This is a genomic window from Frateuria sp., from assembly GCF_013362045.1.
Taxonomy (GTDB): Bacteria; Pseudomonadota; Gammaproteobacteria; order Xanthomonadales; family Rhodanobacteraceae; genus Frateuria_A.
Genome location: NZ_JABFWW010000116.1, coordinates 1 through 13831, shown reverse-complemented (window position 1 = coordinate 13831; position 13831 = coordinate 1). Strand labels below are relative to the sequence as shown.

At 69.6% G+C, this 13831-nt stretch carries 12 protein-coding genes; 5 read left to right on the top strand and 7 right to left on the bottom strand.

The window, feature by feature from the left end; translation table 11 throughout:
• The first annotated feature begins 165 nt into the window (after positions 1-165).
• Positions 166-2316: an LTA synthase family protein gene (locus HOQ08_RS05375; RefSeq protein WP_291192349.1), complete on the top strand. Its 2151-nt coding sequence runs from the start codon at positions 166-168 to the stop codon at positions 2314-2316.
• A 56-nt stretch (positions 2317-2372) separates the two neighbouring features.
• Here the strand turns inward: HOQ08_RS05375 and HOQ08_RS05370 are convergent, their stop codons facing one another.
• The 5 genes from HOQ08_RS05370 to HOQ08_RS05350 all read right to left on the bottom strand — a co-directional run bounded on the left by HOQ08_RS05370 (position 2373) and on the right by HOQ08_RS05350 (position 6801).
• On the bottom strand, positions 2373-3581 hold the full coding sequence (locus HOQ08_RS05370) for an ABC transporter permease (protein ID WP_291192348.1): 1209 nt from the start codon (positions 3579-3581) through the stop codon (positions 2373-2375).
• A complete protein-coding gene (locus tag HOQ08_RS05365) occupies positions 3578-4312 on the bottom strand; it encodes an ATP-binding cassette domain-containing protein (RefSeq protein WP_291192347.1) in 735 nt (244 codons plus the stop codon). Before HOQ08_RS05365 ends, HOQ08_RS05370 begins: the two co-directional genes overlap by 4 nt.
• Entirely contained in the window at positions 4309-5883 is a 1575-nt protein-coding gene (locus tag HOQ08_RS05360; protein WP_291192346.1) for an alpha/beta hydrolase, read from the bottom strand. Before HOQ08_RS05360 ends, HOQ08_RS05365 begins: the two co-directional genes overlap by 4 nt.
• Before the next feature lie 60 nt (positions 5884-5943).
• The gene (locus tag HOQ08_RS05355; protein ID WP_291192345.1) at positions 5944-6135 is read right to left on the bottom strand and encodes a helix-turn-helix transcriptional regulator; all 192 of its coding nucleotides are present in this window, start codon (positions 6133-6135) and stop codon (positions 5944-5946) included.
• A 63-nt stretch (positions 6136-6198) separates the two neighbouring features.
• Positions 6199-6801: a hypothetical protein gene (locus HOQ08_RS05350; protein ID WP_291192344.1), complete on the bottom strand. Its 603-nt coding sequence runs from the start codon at positions 6799-6801 to the stop codon at positions 6199-6201.
• A 464-nt stretch (positions 6802-7265) separates the two neighbouring features.
• Between HOQ08_RS05350 and HOQ08_RS05345 the strand changes: the two genes are divergently transcribed.
• From HOQ08_RS05345 to HOQ08_RS05330, 4 genes are all read left to right on the top strand, one after another.
• Positions 7266-7799: a fimbrial protein gene (locus HOQ08_RS05345; protein ID WP_291192343.1), complete on the top strand. Its 534-nt coding sequence runs from the start codon at positions 7266-7268 to the stop codon at positions 7797-7799.
• A gap of 76 nt (positions 7800-7875) precedes the next feature.
• Positions 7876-8616: a fimbria/pilus periplasmic chaperone gene (locus HOQ08_RS05340; RefSeq protein WP_291192342.1), complete on the top strand. Its 741-nt coding sequence runs from the start codon at positions 7876-7878 to the stop codon at positions 8614-8616.
• Between the two features lie 50 nt (positions 8617-8666).
• Positions 8667-11375, top strand: a complete 2709-nt coding sequence (locus tag HOQ08_RS05335) for a fimbria/pilus outer membrane usher protein (RefSeq protein ID WP_291192341.1) — start codon at positions 8667-8669, stop codon at positions 11373-11375.
• On the top strand, positions 11368-12321 hold the full coding sequence (locus tag HOQ08_RS05330) for a fimbrial protein (RefSeq protein WP_291192340.1): 954 nt from the start codon (positions 11368-11370) through the stop codon (positions 12319-12321). The genes HOQ08_RS05335 and HOQ08_RS05330 overlap by 8 nt, the downstream gene beginning before the upstream one ends.
• Positions 12322-12341: 20 nt before the next feature.
• On the opposite strand, the gene HOQ08_RS05325 is transcribed toward HOQ08_RS05330, so the two are convergent.
• Together HOQ08_RS05325 and HOQ08_RS05320 are read right to left on the bottom strand one after the other, a co-directional pair.
• Complete coding sequence (locus HOQ08_RS05325; protein WP_291192339.1) at positions 12342-12680, bottom strand: hypothetical protein; 339 nt, start codon at positions 12678-12680, stop codon at positions 12342-12344.
• Between the two features lie 506 nt (positions 12681-13186).
• Positions 13187-13831: FAD-binding oxidoreductase (locus HOQ08_RS05320; protein ID WP_291192338.1), on the bottom strand; the 645-nt coding region annotated here is incomplete at its 5' end.

Sequence of the window (13831 nt, the reverse complement as noted above, 5' to 3'; positions counted from 1 at the left end):
GGCACCGCGATGGAGAAGGCGCGCACGGCAGCCATCGCGGCGATGCCACGGCCGGCGGCCGGCTGATTGCGCCGCCCCGTGGCGCGCACGCCAGGTTCTAAGCAGTGGCCAAGCGCCGCCATGTATAAAGGCGCGCCGCGTCCCGTTTTCCCCAAAAAGGTTGCCATGTCCTTTTCCGCCACGCCCGACCGACCGCTTCGCCAGCGCTTCCGCCCGCTATGGTGGCTGGGCGCGACCTACCTGCTGATCGGCGTGGCCACGCGCATCGTGCTGCTGGCGATGAGCGGCAGCGGCGTTCCGCGCAATCCGCTGTACTGGCTGTACGCATTCGGCGTCGGCGCATGCTACGACCTGGTCACGCTGCTCTACGTGTCCTGGCCATTGATGCTGTTCCTGTGGATCGCGCCGACCGACCGCCCCTGGGTCCGCACGCCGCGGCGCTGGCTGGTCTGGCTGCTGCTGCTGGCGGCGGCCTACGGCCTGTGCTGGCTGGCGCTGCACGCGTTGTGGCGGGTGAGCGCCTCGGACATCCGCCCGCTGGCGATCCTGTTCCTCTACATGCTGCCGCTGCCGGCGCTCGCCTACAACCGGCGCGGCGGACGCATCGCGCTGGTCGCGCTCTACCTGGCGACGGTGTTCGGGCTGCTGTTCGTGGCCGCGTCGGAGCTGGTGTTCTGGAACGAGTTCGGCGTGCGCTTCAACTTCATCGCGGTCGATTACCTGGTCTATACCACCGAGGTGATCGGCAACATCCGCGAGTCCTATCCGGTCGGCCTGTGGCTTGCGCTGATCGGCGCACTGGCGCTGGCCATCCTGTGGCTGGGCCGGCGTGGGCTGCACGCGCGCGACGTCGGCAGCCGCTTCCCCGCGCGCACCGCGGTGGCATTGACCTGGCTGGTGCTGACGGTGGTATCGGTGGCCACCGTCAACGGCGCGCTCAAGGATCGCACCGGCAACACCTACGTCAACGAACTGGCCGGCAACGGCATCTACCAGTTCTTCGCCGCGTTCCGCAGCAGCCACCTGGACTACGCGCGCTTCTATCGCACGCTGCCGAACGCCCAGGCCTTCGCGCGCGTGCGCGCGGGCCTGGCCACGCCGGAGGCGCGCTACGTCAGCGCCGACCCCACCGACCTCACCCGCGCGATCGTGCATGCTGGTCCTGAGCGCCACTTCAACGTGGTGCTGATCAGCGTGGAGAGCCTCTCGGCCGACTACCTGGGCCGCTTCGGCAATACCCAGAAGCTCACTCCATACCTGGACGCGCTGGCCGACCAGAGCCTGTTCTTCGAGAACGTCTACGCCAACGGCACGCGCACAGTGCGCGGGCTGGAGGCGTTGTCGCTGTCGATCCCGCCGACGCCCGGCGACTCGGTGATCAAGATGAAGCACAACGAGAACCTGTTCTCGCTGGCCAGCATCTTCAACGATCGCGGCTACGAATCGGAGTTCGTCTACGGCGGCTACGGCTACTTCGACAACATGAACTATTTCTTCGGCCACAACGGCTACGCCGCGGTGGACCGCAAGAACATCCCCAAGGACGCCACGATCCACCACGAGAACGTCTGGGGCGTGGCCGACGAGGATCTCTACACGCTGGCGCTGGGCCAGATGGACAAGATCCACGCTGCGGGCAAGCCATTCTTCCTGCACATCATGACCACCTCCAACCACCGGCCGTTCACCTTCCCCGCCGGCCGGGTGGATTTCCCGCAAGGCTCGCGCGCCGGCGCGGTGGCCTACACCGATTGGTCGATCGCCGACTTCCTCCGGCGCGCCCGCGCCAGGCCCTACTTCGACGACACGGTGTTCGTGATCACCGCCGACCATGACGCCGCGAGCGCGGGCAAGGCGAGCATCCCGGTCAACCGCTACCACATCCCGCTGTGGATCTATGCGCCCGCGCACATCGCGCCGCGCAAGGTCGACCGCTTCATGAGCCAGATCGACATCCCGCCCACCCTGCTCGGCCTGCTCAACTTCAGCTACCGCAGCCGGTTCTTCGGCTACGACATCTTCCAGCTGCCGGCAGGCCGCGAGCGCGCGTTCCCGGCCACCTACGAGAAGCTTGGGTACCTGCGCGGCGACATGCTGACCATTCTGGAGCCGCAGAAGAAGGTCGAGCAGTTCCACCCTGACTTCAAAACGGGCGATGCGGCGCGCGCGAAGGGGCGCAACGCCATCGATGCCGACGACGCCACCGCCTACTACCAGGTGGCCGCCGAGCTGTTCAAGGAAGGCAAGCTGGTCCGACGTCCGGAGGACAGCACGCCGGTGCAGCCGGCGCCCGCGGGCACGTCCTCCGTACACTGATCCGGGCGCGGACCTCTTCTCCCGCCAGGCGCGGGAGAAGAGGTCCCTTGGGTCGGTCAGCCTGAGATGGCCAACCGCTCCGACCGGTACAGCTGCATGGTGACCAGCGCCACCAGCAGCGCCGCCAGCGCGCTGCCGCCCAGGCACAGCGCCAGCGGCACGCTGCCGATGCCCGAGCCGCGCACCAGGTCCAGGATGCCCAGATGTTGGCCCAGCAGCGGCACGGCATACATCCAGTGCTGCGGCTTGATCGGCATCACCATCAACGCGATGCTCGGCAGGATCGGCAGGAGCATCAGCAGCGAGAGGTAGGTCTGCGCCTCGCGGTAGCTCTTGGCGAAGGCGGCCACCAGCGACTGCAGCCCGGCCAGCAGCACGATCAGCGGCAACTGCAGCAGCAGCACGTGCAGGGCGAAGCCGGGGCCCAGGTCGACCTCCATGCCCAGCTTCTCGGTCGGGATGAAACGGCCGACCACGGCGAAGGCGACCAGGCAGATCACCAGGCTGGCGGTGGAGAAGGCGCAGATCGCCGCGAGCTTGCCCAGGAACACCTTCCAGCGCGGCACCGGGTTGGCGAACAGCGGCTCCAGCGACTGGCGCTCGCGCTCGCCGGCGGTCAGGTCGATCGCCAGGTACATGCCGCCGATGAAGATGGTCAGCACGAACAGGTAGGGCAGCATGTTGAACATCAGCACCGCACGCGACTGCGCGGTAGCCTGGTCGCGCCTGGCCACCACCACCGGCACCGCCACACCGGGCGACAGCCCGCGCGCAACCAGCCGCATGGCGCCCTGCTGGCGCGCGTAGTCGTCCACCAGGCCGGTGACCCGCTTGACCGGCGTGTCGGTGTCGCTGCGCGAGGAGTCGTAGATCAGCTCCACCTGCACCGGCTCGCCCTTGCGCCAGGCCTTGGGGTAGTCCGGCGCGATGCGCAGCACCAGGTCGGCGTCCTGATCGCGCACGGCCTTCTCGGGGTCTGCCACTGCCGGCTGCGGCATCACCCCGCCGGCCTTCAGCGCATCGACCAGGTTGGGTGCGTACTGCGCGCCGATCACCGGCACCTTGAGCGGCTGCTCGGCCTTGTCCAGCTGGCGGTTGACGGTGAAGCTGATCAGCATGACGAACAGCAGCGGCGTCATCAGCGGCCCGGTGAGGAACGCGCTGGTGAGCGTGCGGCGGTCGCGCAGGTTCTCGCGCACCTCCTTGAGGAACACGGTGACGAAGGTGCGGCTGCGGCGCAGCGGCGTGGTGTCCATGCGGTTCATGCGGCCAGTCCTTCTTCGCTGCCGATCAGTTTCACGAAGGCTTCCTCCAGGTTCGCCTCGCCGGTCTGCGCGCGCAGCGCGTCGGGCGTGTCGTCGGCGACCACACGGCCGTGCGCGATCACCACGATGCGGTCGCACAGCGCCGCCACCTCCTGCATGATGTGGCTGGAGAACAGCACGCAGCGGCCTTCCGCCCTGAGCCTGAGCATGAACTGGCGCAGCGCGCGGGTGGCCATCACGTCCAGCCCGTTGGTGGGCTCGTCCAGGATCACGTTGCGCGGGTCGTGGATCAGCGCGCGGGCGATCGCGGTCTTCACGCGCTGGCCCTGCGAGAAGCCCTCGGTGCGGCGGGCGGCGATGTCGCCCATGTCCAGCGCATCGATCAACGCCTCGCGGCGCGTGCGCAGCTCGTCTTCCGGCAGGCCCTGCAGGCGGGCGAAGTAGTCGATGTTCTCGCGCGCGGTCAGGCGCTTGTACAGGCCGCGCGCGTCGGGCAGCACACCCAGGCGGCGGCGCACGGCCAGCGCGTCGGTGGCCGCGTCGATGCCGTCGACCAGCACCTGGCCGCGGTCGGGCGCCATCAGCGTGTAGAGCATGCGCAGCGTGGTGGTTTTGCCGGCGCCGTTGGGGCCGAGCAGGCCGGTGATCTCACCGTCGCGGGCGGCGAAGCTGACGCCGTCGACGGCCTTCACTGCGCCGAACGCCTTGTACAGGTCCTTGACCTCGATCATGGGGTCGCTCCGTTGAAATCGATGAACAGCGGGGTCGGTTGCAGGCGCTCCAGGCAACTGGCGTCGAGCTTCTTCGGATCGAGGTCCTCGATGAAATGCTGAACCAGCTTGGGCGTGCAGCCGGCGCCGATCACGTTGTGCCCCTGGCCCCTGAGCACCAGGTGGCGCGCGTTGGAGAGGCCTGCGAGCACCTCTTCGCCGTAGCGCGGCGGCGTCACCGGGTCGTACTGGCCCGACAGCAGCAGGGTGGGGATGGCGCTCCTGAACGGCTGGTGGAAATCCGCCGGGCGGGTGCCGTGCGGCCACACCGCGCAGACCGCCTGCAGCGTGTCGATCATGCGCGTGCCCAGGATGGTGTCGGCGTCCTGCGGGCGCGGCTGCAGCAGATCGGCGTCCTCGCTGCAGATCACCGAGGACTGCATGCCGCCGTTCATGCTGTCGGCCAGGTCGCCGCTGATCAGCTTGGCCTGGCCCAGCAGCGGGCCGACGTCGCCGTGCGCGGCCGCGTCGATCGACAGCGGCAGCAGCGCGGCGGTGACCGGCGAGTAGGCGAACAACCGCACCACGCTGGCCAGCGCGTCGTCGCTCAGCGTGCGCTCCACGCTCTGGTAGTTCTGCGGATCGCGGAAGCTCACCTTGTGCGGGTTGGCACGCAGCGCATCGCGCAGCTGGTAGAGCGTCTGATAGGGATTGCCGAAGCGCGCCTTGCATTCGGGCTCGGCGGTGCAGCGTGCGAACTGCGCCTTCAGCGCGTCGTCCAGGTTGCGCGCGAAGTCCTCGCCCAGCACCAGCTGGTTGGGCACCACGCCGTCGAGCAGCACGCTGCGCACCGCGTCCGGGTGGTGCATGGCGTACTGCTGCGCCACGCGCGTGCCGTAGGAGACGCCGACCAAGTCGAAGCTGGCCACGCCCAGCGCGCGGCGCGCGTCCTCCAGGTCCTGCACGGCGGCGGTGGTGGTGTAGTAGCGCGGATCGGCCCTGGTCCCTATTTCGTGCAGGCATTGGGTGGTCTGCGCGCGCAGCCGCTGCGCATCGAAGCCGGCCGACTCGCCGTCCCCTGCGGCCTTTTCGGTGGCCTTGCAATCGAGCGGATTGGAACCGCCGGTGCCGCGCTGGTCGACCAGCAGCACGTTGCGGTGCGCGACCAGCGGACCGAGCGCCTGCGCCACCATCGGCCAGGTTTCGGTGGCCGCCTGGCCGGGGCCGCCGGCGAGGAACACCAGCATGTCCTTCGCCGGCAGCTGCGCCTCGGAACGGATCACCGCCAGCTTCAGCGCGATCCTGCGGCCGTGCGGATCGGCGCGGTTCTCCGGCACCTCGAACGAGGCACACCAGGCGGCGGTGCTCAGCCCGCTGTTGGGCCGGCCCAGCTCGCAGGCGGTCAGGGTGAGCTGGCCGAGCTTCCAGGTGCGTGGCTTGGCCGCGGCCGACGGCGTAACCGGCGTGGCGGCAGCCTCCGTGCCCGCTCCGGCCGTGGCCGGTGCGCGCGGATGGAACTGGTTCCACGCCAGCAGGCCGAGCCCGAGCGTCACCACGACGATGCGCAACACCATGCGCGGTTTCAATGCCATGTCCTCAACTCCCTTCCCGTTGGTCTGCCTTGCCGGCGCGTGCGCGCCGTCCCATGTACCTCAATCCGGCTCGAAGATCGCCTCGATCGGCCGCCCGAACAGCCGCGCGATCTTGAAAGCCAATGGCAGGCTCGGATCGTACTTGCCGGTCTCGACCGCGTTGACCGTCTGCCGCGAAACCTCCAGCCGCTCGGCCAGGTCGGCCTGCGACCAGCCCCGCTCGCCGCGCAGCTCGCGCACCTGGTTCTTCATCGGCTGCGCAACCCGCGGAAGGGGCGTCGCCGATGCACGCGTACCCATCGCATCGCGGCCGCCTCAACGCTCGTGCGATGCACGCCGGAACCGCCGCCACAGCAGCAGCGCCAACAGCACCAGCATCCCGGGCACCAGACCGCACAGCAGACCCGCCTGGAAGTCGTCCAGCCGACCGCGCCACCAGGCCACGCCCACCACCATCAGCGCCAGCCCGGCAAGCAGCAGCAGGCGCCAGGCCAGCGAACTGCCCTCCCCGCAACCGGCGCTGCCGCCGTAATGGCGCACCAGCAGCCACCAGCGGGCCACGCCATAGCCGATCATGGTCACCGGGAACACCCAGATCAGGATGCTGCCGTCCAGCGCCAGCACGCCGGCCGCGGCAAGGAACCCGCCGACCAGGCTGAGCGCGCCGAGCAGCGCGGTGGACGCGCCCAGTGCGACCAGGTGCACGCGCTGCTCGAATTCGTCGCTGGCGGCGATGCGCCGGGCGATCAGCGCGATCACGAACAGCATCGGCAGCACGGGCAGCACCGCCAGCAACACCTTCAGCGGCACGCCGGCGGCGGTCCGCGCGAGCGGCCAGACCAGCAGCATGGCGGCCATGTACAGCAGCATCGCCACGGAAAGTTGGCGGAAATACTGGGTTTCACCGAAACGCGACATGGACGGCTCCCGGCCCGACGTCCCCGCGACCTGCGGTTTCTTGTCAAGCGACCTTGACAAAAGGCTAGGCCCGATCCGGCGCGTCTGTCAAGCAACCTTTACATGCAGGCTGCGCCCGCCTTGCGGACACCCCGCCGTCTGCGCAAAACTGTGATAGTGATCACAAAGTGAAATGATGTGACGCACAGGGGCAATCCGGGACTTGGGGAGTCCACCGGATATCGACGCGGCGGGAGCCGCCATGGAAGGCACGTTCCGCGCCAGATCCCCTTCCCAGGCATGACTTTCGGCATCCCACGCGCCCGTGGCACAGGAATTGCCAACTACGTCACAAACGAGCGGTGAGCAGACTCATGCTTGTTGGCAATTCAGCGGACGGCAGCCGGGGAACTTCTCAAGAGCCTGTGCCGCACCGGGATCACTTCCACTCAGTTGCTACACACCACTTTTCCAGAGGAACCAGCATGTCCAAGCGTCTCCTTTCCGCCGCGCTGATCGCCGGCCTCGGCATTGCCTTCGCCCCGGGTGCCGCCAACGCGGTCGACGGCACGATCACCATCAACGGCGCCGTTACCGGTTCCACCTGCACCGTCGCCGTCAACGGCACCGCGGCCAACACCGTGACCCTGCCGACCGTCTCGACCAGCGCGCTGAACGCCAGCGGCGCCACCGCCGGCCAGACCCCCTTCAGCATCGCCCTTTCCAGCTGCAGCGCCGGCATCACCAAGGCCGCGACCTATTTCGAGGCCGGCCCGAACGTGACCACCACCGGTCGCCTGAAGAACACCGGCGGCGCGACGAATGTCGATGTGCAGCTGGTCTACAGCGACAACAGCGCGGTGGCCGTGGGCCAGCCGGCCCCGACCAGCGGCGCCGGCTCGGTCGCCGTCACCGGCGGCGCCGCCACGCTGAACTACTACGCCCGCTACTACGCCACCGGCGCCGCTACGGCCGGCAACGTGTCCAGCACCGTCCAGTTCTCGATGATCTACAACTGACCGGCGCCGCGCCCGCCCGGCTTCGGCCGCGGCGGGCGCGATCCGCGCGTAGCGGTCGCCACCGAGGTTGCTCCCGATGAAGATCCCGGTCCGCGCCCTGGGCGTGGCGCTGCTTTCGCTGTGTCTGAGCTTTGCCGCCCGCGCCAATGTCCTGATCGCAGGCACCCGCGTCGTCTTTCCCGCCCAGTCGGGCGAAGTGACGGTCCGGCTGTCCAACGACAACAGCAAGCCCGCGCTGGTGGAGGCCTGGATCGACCGTGGCGACGAGCATTCGACGCCGGACAAGGTCGACACCCCGTTCCTGATCACGCCACCGCTGTTCCGCATGGAACCGCACCGTGACCAGAGCCTGCGCATCATCTACACCCACGAGCAGCTTCCGGCCGACCGGGAATCGCTGTTCTGGCTCAACGTGCTCGAAGTGCCGCCGCGCCCCACGGGCGGCGAGGTGGCCGACCGCAACTACCTGCAGCTGGCGATCCGTTCGCGGTTGAAGCTGTTCTATCGCCCCGAGGGGCTGGCCGGCGATCCGGCCAAGGCGCCCGCGCAGCTGACCTTCAAGGACGTGGCCGACCGCCAGGGCCACGCACTGGCCGTGCACAATCCCACGCCCTACTTCATCACCCTGGCCAAGGCGCAGGTCGACGTGGGCGGCCGCACCTATTCGACCGACCCGGGCATGGTCGCCCCGTTCGCCGACCTGCGCCTGGCGCTGCGCGGCCTGCATCAGGCGCCGGCCGCCGGCGCCGCCGTGCGTTTCGACAGCATCAACGACTACGGCGCGCTCGCACCGTTCACCGCCACGCTCGGACGCTGATGGACGGGCGCGGTCCGGCGGGCGCATCGTCGCGGCGTCACGGCCTGGCCGTGCGTCGCAGGGCGTTGCTCTGCCTGGCCATCGCGCTGGCGATCGGCCCCGGCGCCAGCGCTCTGGCCGCCGGCCGTCCCGCGGCCGATGGCGCCAGCAGCGCCGACGGCGCGCTGACCACCGCCGAGTTCGACCGCAGCATGCTTTCCGGCGCCGGGCAGAACACTACCGACCTCGCCCGCTTCGAGCACGGCAACCCGGTGATGCCCGGCGTGTACCGCGTCGACATCTACCTCAACGGCGCCTGGGTGGGCCGCACCGACGTGCGCTTCGCTGCTGCCTCGCCGGAAGCCAGCGCGACGCCCTGCGTGAGCCTTGCCCTGGTGCGCCAGCTCGGCCTGCCGCTGGAGAAATTTTCACCTGCGCAGCAGGCCGCGCTGGCTGCGTCCGACCGCTGCGTCGCGTTCGGCGACCTGGTGCCCAGCGGCCAGCTCGGCTTCGACCAGCCCGAGCTGCGGCTGGATGCGAGCGTGCCGCAGGCCTGGCTCGGCCATCGCCCGCGCGGCTACGTGGCGCCCGCGTACTGGGATGCCGGCGTGCCGGCGTTCCTGCTCAACTACCACCTCAACAGCTACCGCAGCCGCAACGCCGGCGTCACCCAGACCTCGGCCTACCTTGGACTGCGCGCCGGCATCAATCTGGGGGCCTGGCACCTGCGCCACGACGCCGCACTCACATGGCAATCGGCTCTCGCCGGGCAATCGTCGCGGCGCCAATGGCAGAACATCGACACCTACCTGCAGCGCGACATTCCCGCGTGGCGCGCGCAACTGACCCTGGGTGATGCCTATACCAGCGGCGAGTTGTTCGACAGCGTGCGCCTGCGCGGCGCGCGGCTGGCGACCGATGACCGCATGCTGCCCGATTCGCTGCGCGGCTATGCCCCGACGGTGCGCGGCACCGCCGAGAGCAACGCCAAGGTCAGCATCCGGCAGAACGGCGTGCTGATCTACGAAACCACCGTGGCGCCGGGTCCGTTCGTGATCGACGACCTCTACCCCACCGGCTACGGCGGCGACCTGCAGGTCAGCGTGACCGAAGCGACCGGCCGCGTGCGCAGCTTCAGCGTGCCCTACGCCTCCGTGCCGCAGCTGCTGCGCGCGGGCACCAACCGCTATGACTTCGCCGTGGGCGAGCTGCACGACGCGGCGCTGCTGCATACGCCGCTGGTCGCGCAGGCCACCCTGCAGCGCGGCTTCAACAACCTGTTCACCGGCTACGCCGGCGTGGTCGGCTCGCCCGGCTATGCCGCGGCGCTGCTGGGCACCGCGCTCAACACCTCCTGGGGCGCCTTCGCGGTGGACCTGACCGAGGCGCGCACGCAGATTCCCGGCCATGCCACGCAGAACGGCCAGAGCCTGCGCCTGAGCTACAGCAAGACCATCCCGCAGACCGATACCTCGCTGTCGGTGGCTACCTATCGCTATTCGACCAGCGGCTACCTGGGCTTGCGCGATGCCCTGCTGGCACGCGACTACGCGCGCGGCGGGCGCTTCGATGCGGGCACCGACCCGCTGCTGCTGGACACCCTCAACGGCCTGGACAACCAGCTTCCCGGCGTGCTCACGCCGGAGCAGCGCCGGCTGCTGCTGGGCAGCGAGGGAATCGATCCGCTCACCGGCCAGCCCGACCGCGAGCGCAGCCGCTTCGACCTGACCCTCAACCAGCAGCTCGGCACGCGCGGCGGCGCGCTGTTCGCCACCGCCTCGGCGCGCGACTACTGGAACCGCCGCGGCACCGACGTGCAGTTCCAGCTCGGCTACAACAACCGGCTGGGGCCGCTGAGCTACAGCCTGTCGGCCAACCGCGCGCACGACGTCGATGGCCGTTACCGCAACCAGTACTACCTCACCTTCACGCTGCCGCTGGGCGACAGCGGGCATGCGCCTACGCTGACCGGCAGCCTGGGCCGCGACCAGCGCGGCCATCGGCTCGAGCAGGGCACCGTCAACGGCGTCGCCGGCGACGCCAGCCAGTTCAGCTACGGCGCAACCCTCTCCCACGCGCAGGAAACCGGCAGCGCGGCGAGCGTATTCGGTGGCTACCGCGGCTCCTACGCGCAACTGGACGCCAGCTACGGCGCCGGACGCGGCTATGCGCAGTCGTCCTTCGGCGCGGCCGGCGCGGTGGTCGCCTATCCCGGCGGCGTGAGTTTCGGCCAGTCGATGGGCGATACGGTCGGCATCGTGGTGGCGCCGGACGCAGCCGGCGCGCGGATCAACAACACCGCCGGCCTGAAGGTCGATCGCTCCGGCCACGCGCTGGTGCCCTACCTGACGCCGTACACGCTCAACACGATCGAGCTGGATCCCAAGGGCCTGCCGCTCAACGTGCAACTGGACGAGACCAGCGCCCAGGTCGCGCCGCATGCGGGCGCGGTGGTGCTGCTCAAGTACAGGACGCGCAGCGGACGCAGCCTGATCGTGCGGCTGACCCAACCCGGCGGCACGCCGGTGCCGTTCGGCTCGCAGGTGCTGGACGGCAAGGGCCAGGTGCTGGGCGTGGTCGGCCAGGCAGGACGCGCGCTGGTACGCGGCGTGGGCGACGCCGGCTCGCTCACCGTGCAATGGCAGGACGAGCAGGGCGCGACGCGCACCTGCGGCATGTCCTACCGACTGCCGCCGGCCGCGTCCACCCAGACCTATCAGCAGCTGAGCGGGCAATGCATCGCCGGTGCGGCTGGCCCAAGCAGAGGTGCGCATGAGTAGCAGGTCCCTTCCCTGGCCGCGCCTCGGGGCGCTGCTGCTGCTCGTGCTGTTCTCGCTGCTGCCCAACCTCGCGCGGGCGGACTGCTCGTTCGCCAGCTGGCGCGACAGCACCGGCGCGGTGAACTACTACCCGCCCAGCACGATCACGGTGCCCTTCAACGCACCGGTCGGAACCGTGCTGTGGCAGTCGGCGCAGGTGGCGCCGACCAACCCGCCCGATGTCAGCTGCAGCAAGAACGTTTCCTACGGCGTGGTCGATTCGGTGGGTGCGACGCCCGGCGTGAGCGTGGACACCTACCCGACCGGCGTCGCCGGCATCGGCTACAAGCTGGTCCACGACAACACCACCGGCATCATGTATCCCTACCCGTGCTGCTCGTCCGGCCCCAAGGGAACCTCGACCTTCAGCGTGGCCAGCGCGATCACGCTGGTGAAGACCGGGCCGATCGTCAGCGGAAGCGTGCTGCCGGCCGGGCAGCTGGGCTACTGGCAGTGGGGCACGCTGAACACCGAGACCTTCAACCTGCTCAATTCGGTGACGATCATCGACCCGGCGTGCTCGGTGGACAACAATGCGATCGTGGTGACCCTGCCCAACGTGGCCACCGCCTCGCTCACCGGCGTCGGCGCGGTCGCCGGCACCACGCCGTTTTCGATCAACCTGACCTGCTCCTCCGGGGCCACCGTGGCCATCACGCTGGACACCTCAGCGCCGGTATCGGGTACGACCGGAGTCATCGCCTCCAGCGGCTCGGCCACCGGCGTGGGCGTGCAGCTGGCCGATGCCAACGGCACGCCGGTGTCCTTCGGCACCACCACGACCATCGGCGCCACGCCGGACGGCGCGCTCAACCTCTCCTACCTGGCGCGCTACTACCAGTGGGGCAGCACCGTGGGCGCGGGCGCGGTCAAGGCGACCGCGACCTTCACCGTGTCCTATCAGTAGGCTGCGTCCATGGCGGACGCTCAGTCGTAGACCTGGGTCACCAGCCGGGCGTCGGCCTGGCCGGCGTTCTGCAGGTAGCCGACGAAGTAGTTGAGCAGGCGGTCGGGGGCGCCGGGCTGGAGTTGCGCGACGGTCAGCCGATAGGCACGGGATGCGGATGCATCCGGGGCAGCGCCGCAGGCCGCATGGGCCGCCGAACCGGAGGCCAGCCGCTGGATGTCGGCCAGGCTTGCGCTGCAGGTCGGTTCGACGATCGCGCCGGAAAAGGAGATGCGCATGCTTGCGGCGTGCACCGACGGCGTGGCGGCCAGTCCGGCGACCATGCAGCCCATCCACCACCAGCACCGCAGACCTTTCATGGCGTCCCCTCTTGGCGCCCAAACTACGCGCGCCTGAAGGTGCTTTCGGCCCCGGCCGACGGGTCTTGATGGCGACGAGCCGAGCAGCTGTCGCAAATGCGAACGCCGTCACATATTTGACGCGCCCGGGGCACCGAAGCGCCGGTTTAGCAGCGTGGCCGTGAGGGAGATGCCAGCGCCTGCGGGGGATTTATCGACCCCGCTGCAACAAACTGAAGAGCCCGGCGTTCAAGAAATGCACGCCGTCGCGGACGCCTCTGCACGCGCACGACATGCGCCGCGATCAGCCTGGCACTGCCGTTCCGGTTCGGCCGCAGCGCCCGCTCCCCGGTTGGAGGCAGAGGCCCGCAGCCTGCACGGCAAGCCGCCGGGCGGCGTGGGCTACGGCGTGGACAACGTGGTCGACGGCCTGGCCCGCATCGGCTGGGTGCCGCGTGCGATGGCGCCTTCAGGCAGGCGGTCGCCTCGCCCAAGCCCGCGCTTCGGCCGCACCCGCAGCGATGCGCTCAACGCGAGGAGATGTACTTCTCGCGGCGGATCTGCGCTACCGGCAAGCCGTATTCCTTGAGCGCGGTGAACGCGGCATCGACCATGTTGGGGTTGCCGCACAGGTAGGCGATGTCGCGGTCGGCGTGCGGGCCCAGTTCGGCCAGCACGTCCTGCACGTGGCCGCTGCGGTCGTGCGGGCGCGGCTCGGCGCGCGGCTGGCGGCTCAGGCAGCCGTGGAAGGTGAAGCCGGGGTTCTCGCGGGCGAAGGCTTCGAACTCTTCGCCGTAGAGCAGTTCGGTCTCGTTGCGCGCGCCATAGAGCAGCACCACCTCGCGGCCGCCCTTGGCGAGCAGCTCACGGATCTGCGGCAGCATCGCGCGGTAGGGCGTCACGCCGGTGCCGGTGGCCAGCAGCAGGTAGCGCGGGTGGGTGTCGCCCGGCTGCAGGCAGAAGCGCCCGTACGGGCCGCTGGCCTCGATCGTCTCGCCCGGCTGAAGGTTGCCGAGCAGCTTCGTCGCCGCGCCGCCCTCGACGAAGCTCACCGCGATCTCGATCCGGCGTACCGGCGCTGTGCCGTCGCCTACCGTGCCGACCGAGTAGCTGCGCTTGGTCGGCGTGCCGTCCTCGTAGTGGAAATGCACCTGCAGGAACTGGCCGGGCTG

Bases quoted from the DNA above. Each gene is read 5' to 3' on its own strand.
- HOQ08_RS05365 (WP_291192347.1), bottom strand. From the start codon at position 4,312: ATGATCGAGGTCAAGGACCTGTACAAGGCGTTCGGCGCAGTGAAGGCC.
- HOQ08_RS05325 (WP_291192339.1), bottom strand. From the start codon at position 12,680: ATGAAAGGTCTGCGGTGCTGGTGGTGGATGGGCTGCATGGTCGCCGGA.
- HOQ08_RS05330 (WP_291192340.1), top strand. From the start codon at position 11,368: ATGAGTAGCAGGTCCCTTCCCTGGCCGCGCCTCGGGGCGCTGCTGCTG.
- HOQ08_RS05375 (WP_291192349.1), top strand. From the start codon at position 166: ATGTCCTTTTCCGCCACGCCCGACCGACCGCTTCGCCAGCGCTTCCGC.
- HOQ08_RS05355 (WP_291192345.1), bottom strand. From the start codon at position 6,135: ATGAAGAACCAGGTGCGCGAGCTGCGCGGCGAGCGGGGCTGGTCGCAG.
- HOQ08_RS05340 (WP_291192342.1), top strand. From the start codon at position 7,876: ATGAAGATCCCGGTCCGCGCCCTGGGCGTGGCGCTGCTTTCGCTGTGT.
- HOQ08_RS05345 (WP_291192343.1), top strand. From the start codon at position 7,266: ATGTCCAAGCGTCTCCTTTCCGCCGCGCTGATCGCCGGCCTCGGCATT.
- HOQ08_RS05350 (WP_291192344.1), bottom strand. From the start codon at position 6,801: ATGTCGCGTTTCGGTGAAACCCAGTATTTCCGCCAACTTTCCGTGGCG.
- HOQ08_RS05370 (WP_291192348.1), bottom strand. From the start codon at position 3,581: ATGAACCGCATGGACACCACGCCGCTGCGCCGCAGCCGCACCTTCGTC.
- HOQ08_RS05360 (WP_291192346.1), bottom strand. From the start codon at position 5,883: ATGGCATTGAAACCGCGCATGGTGTTGCGCATCGTCGTGGTGACGCTC.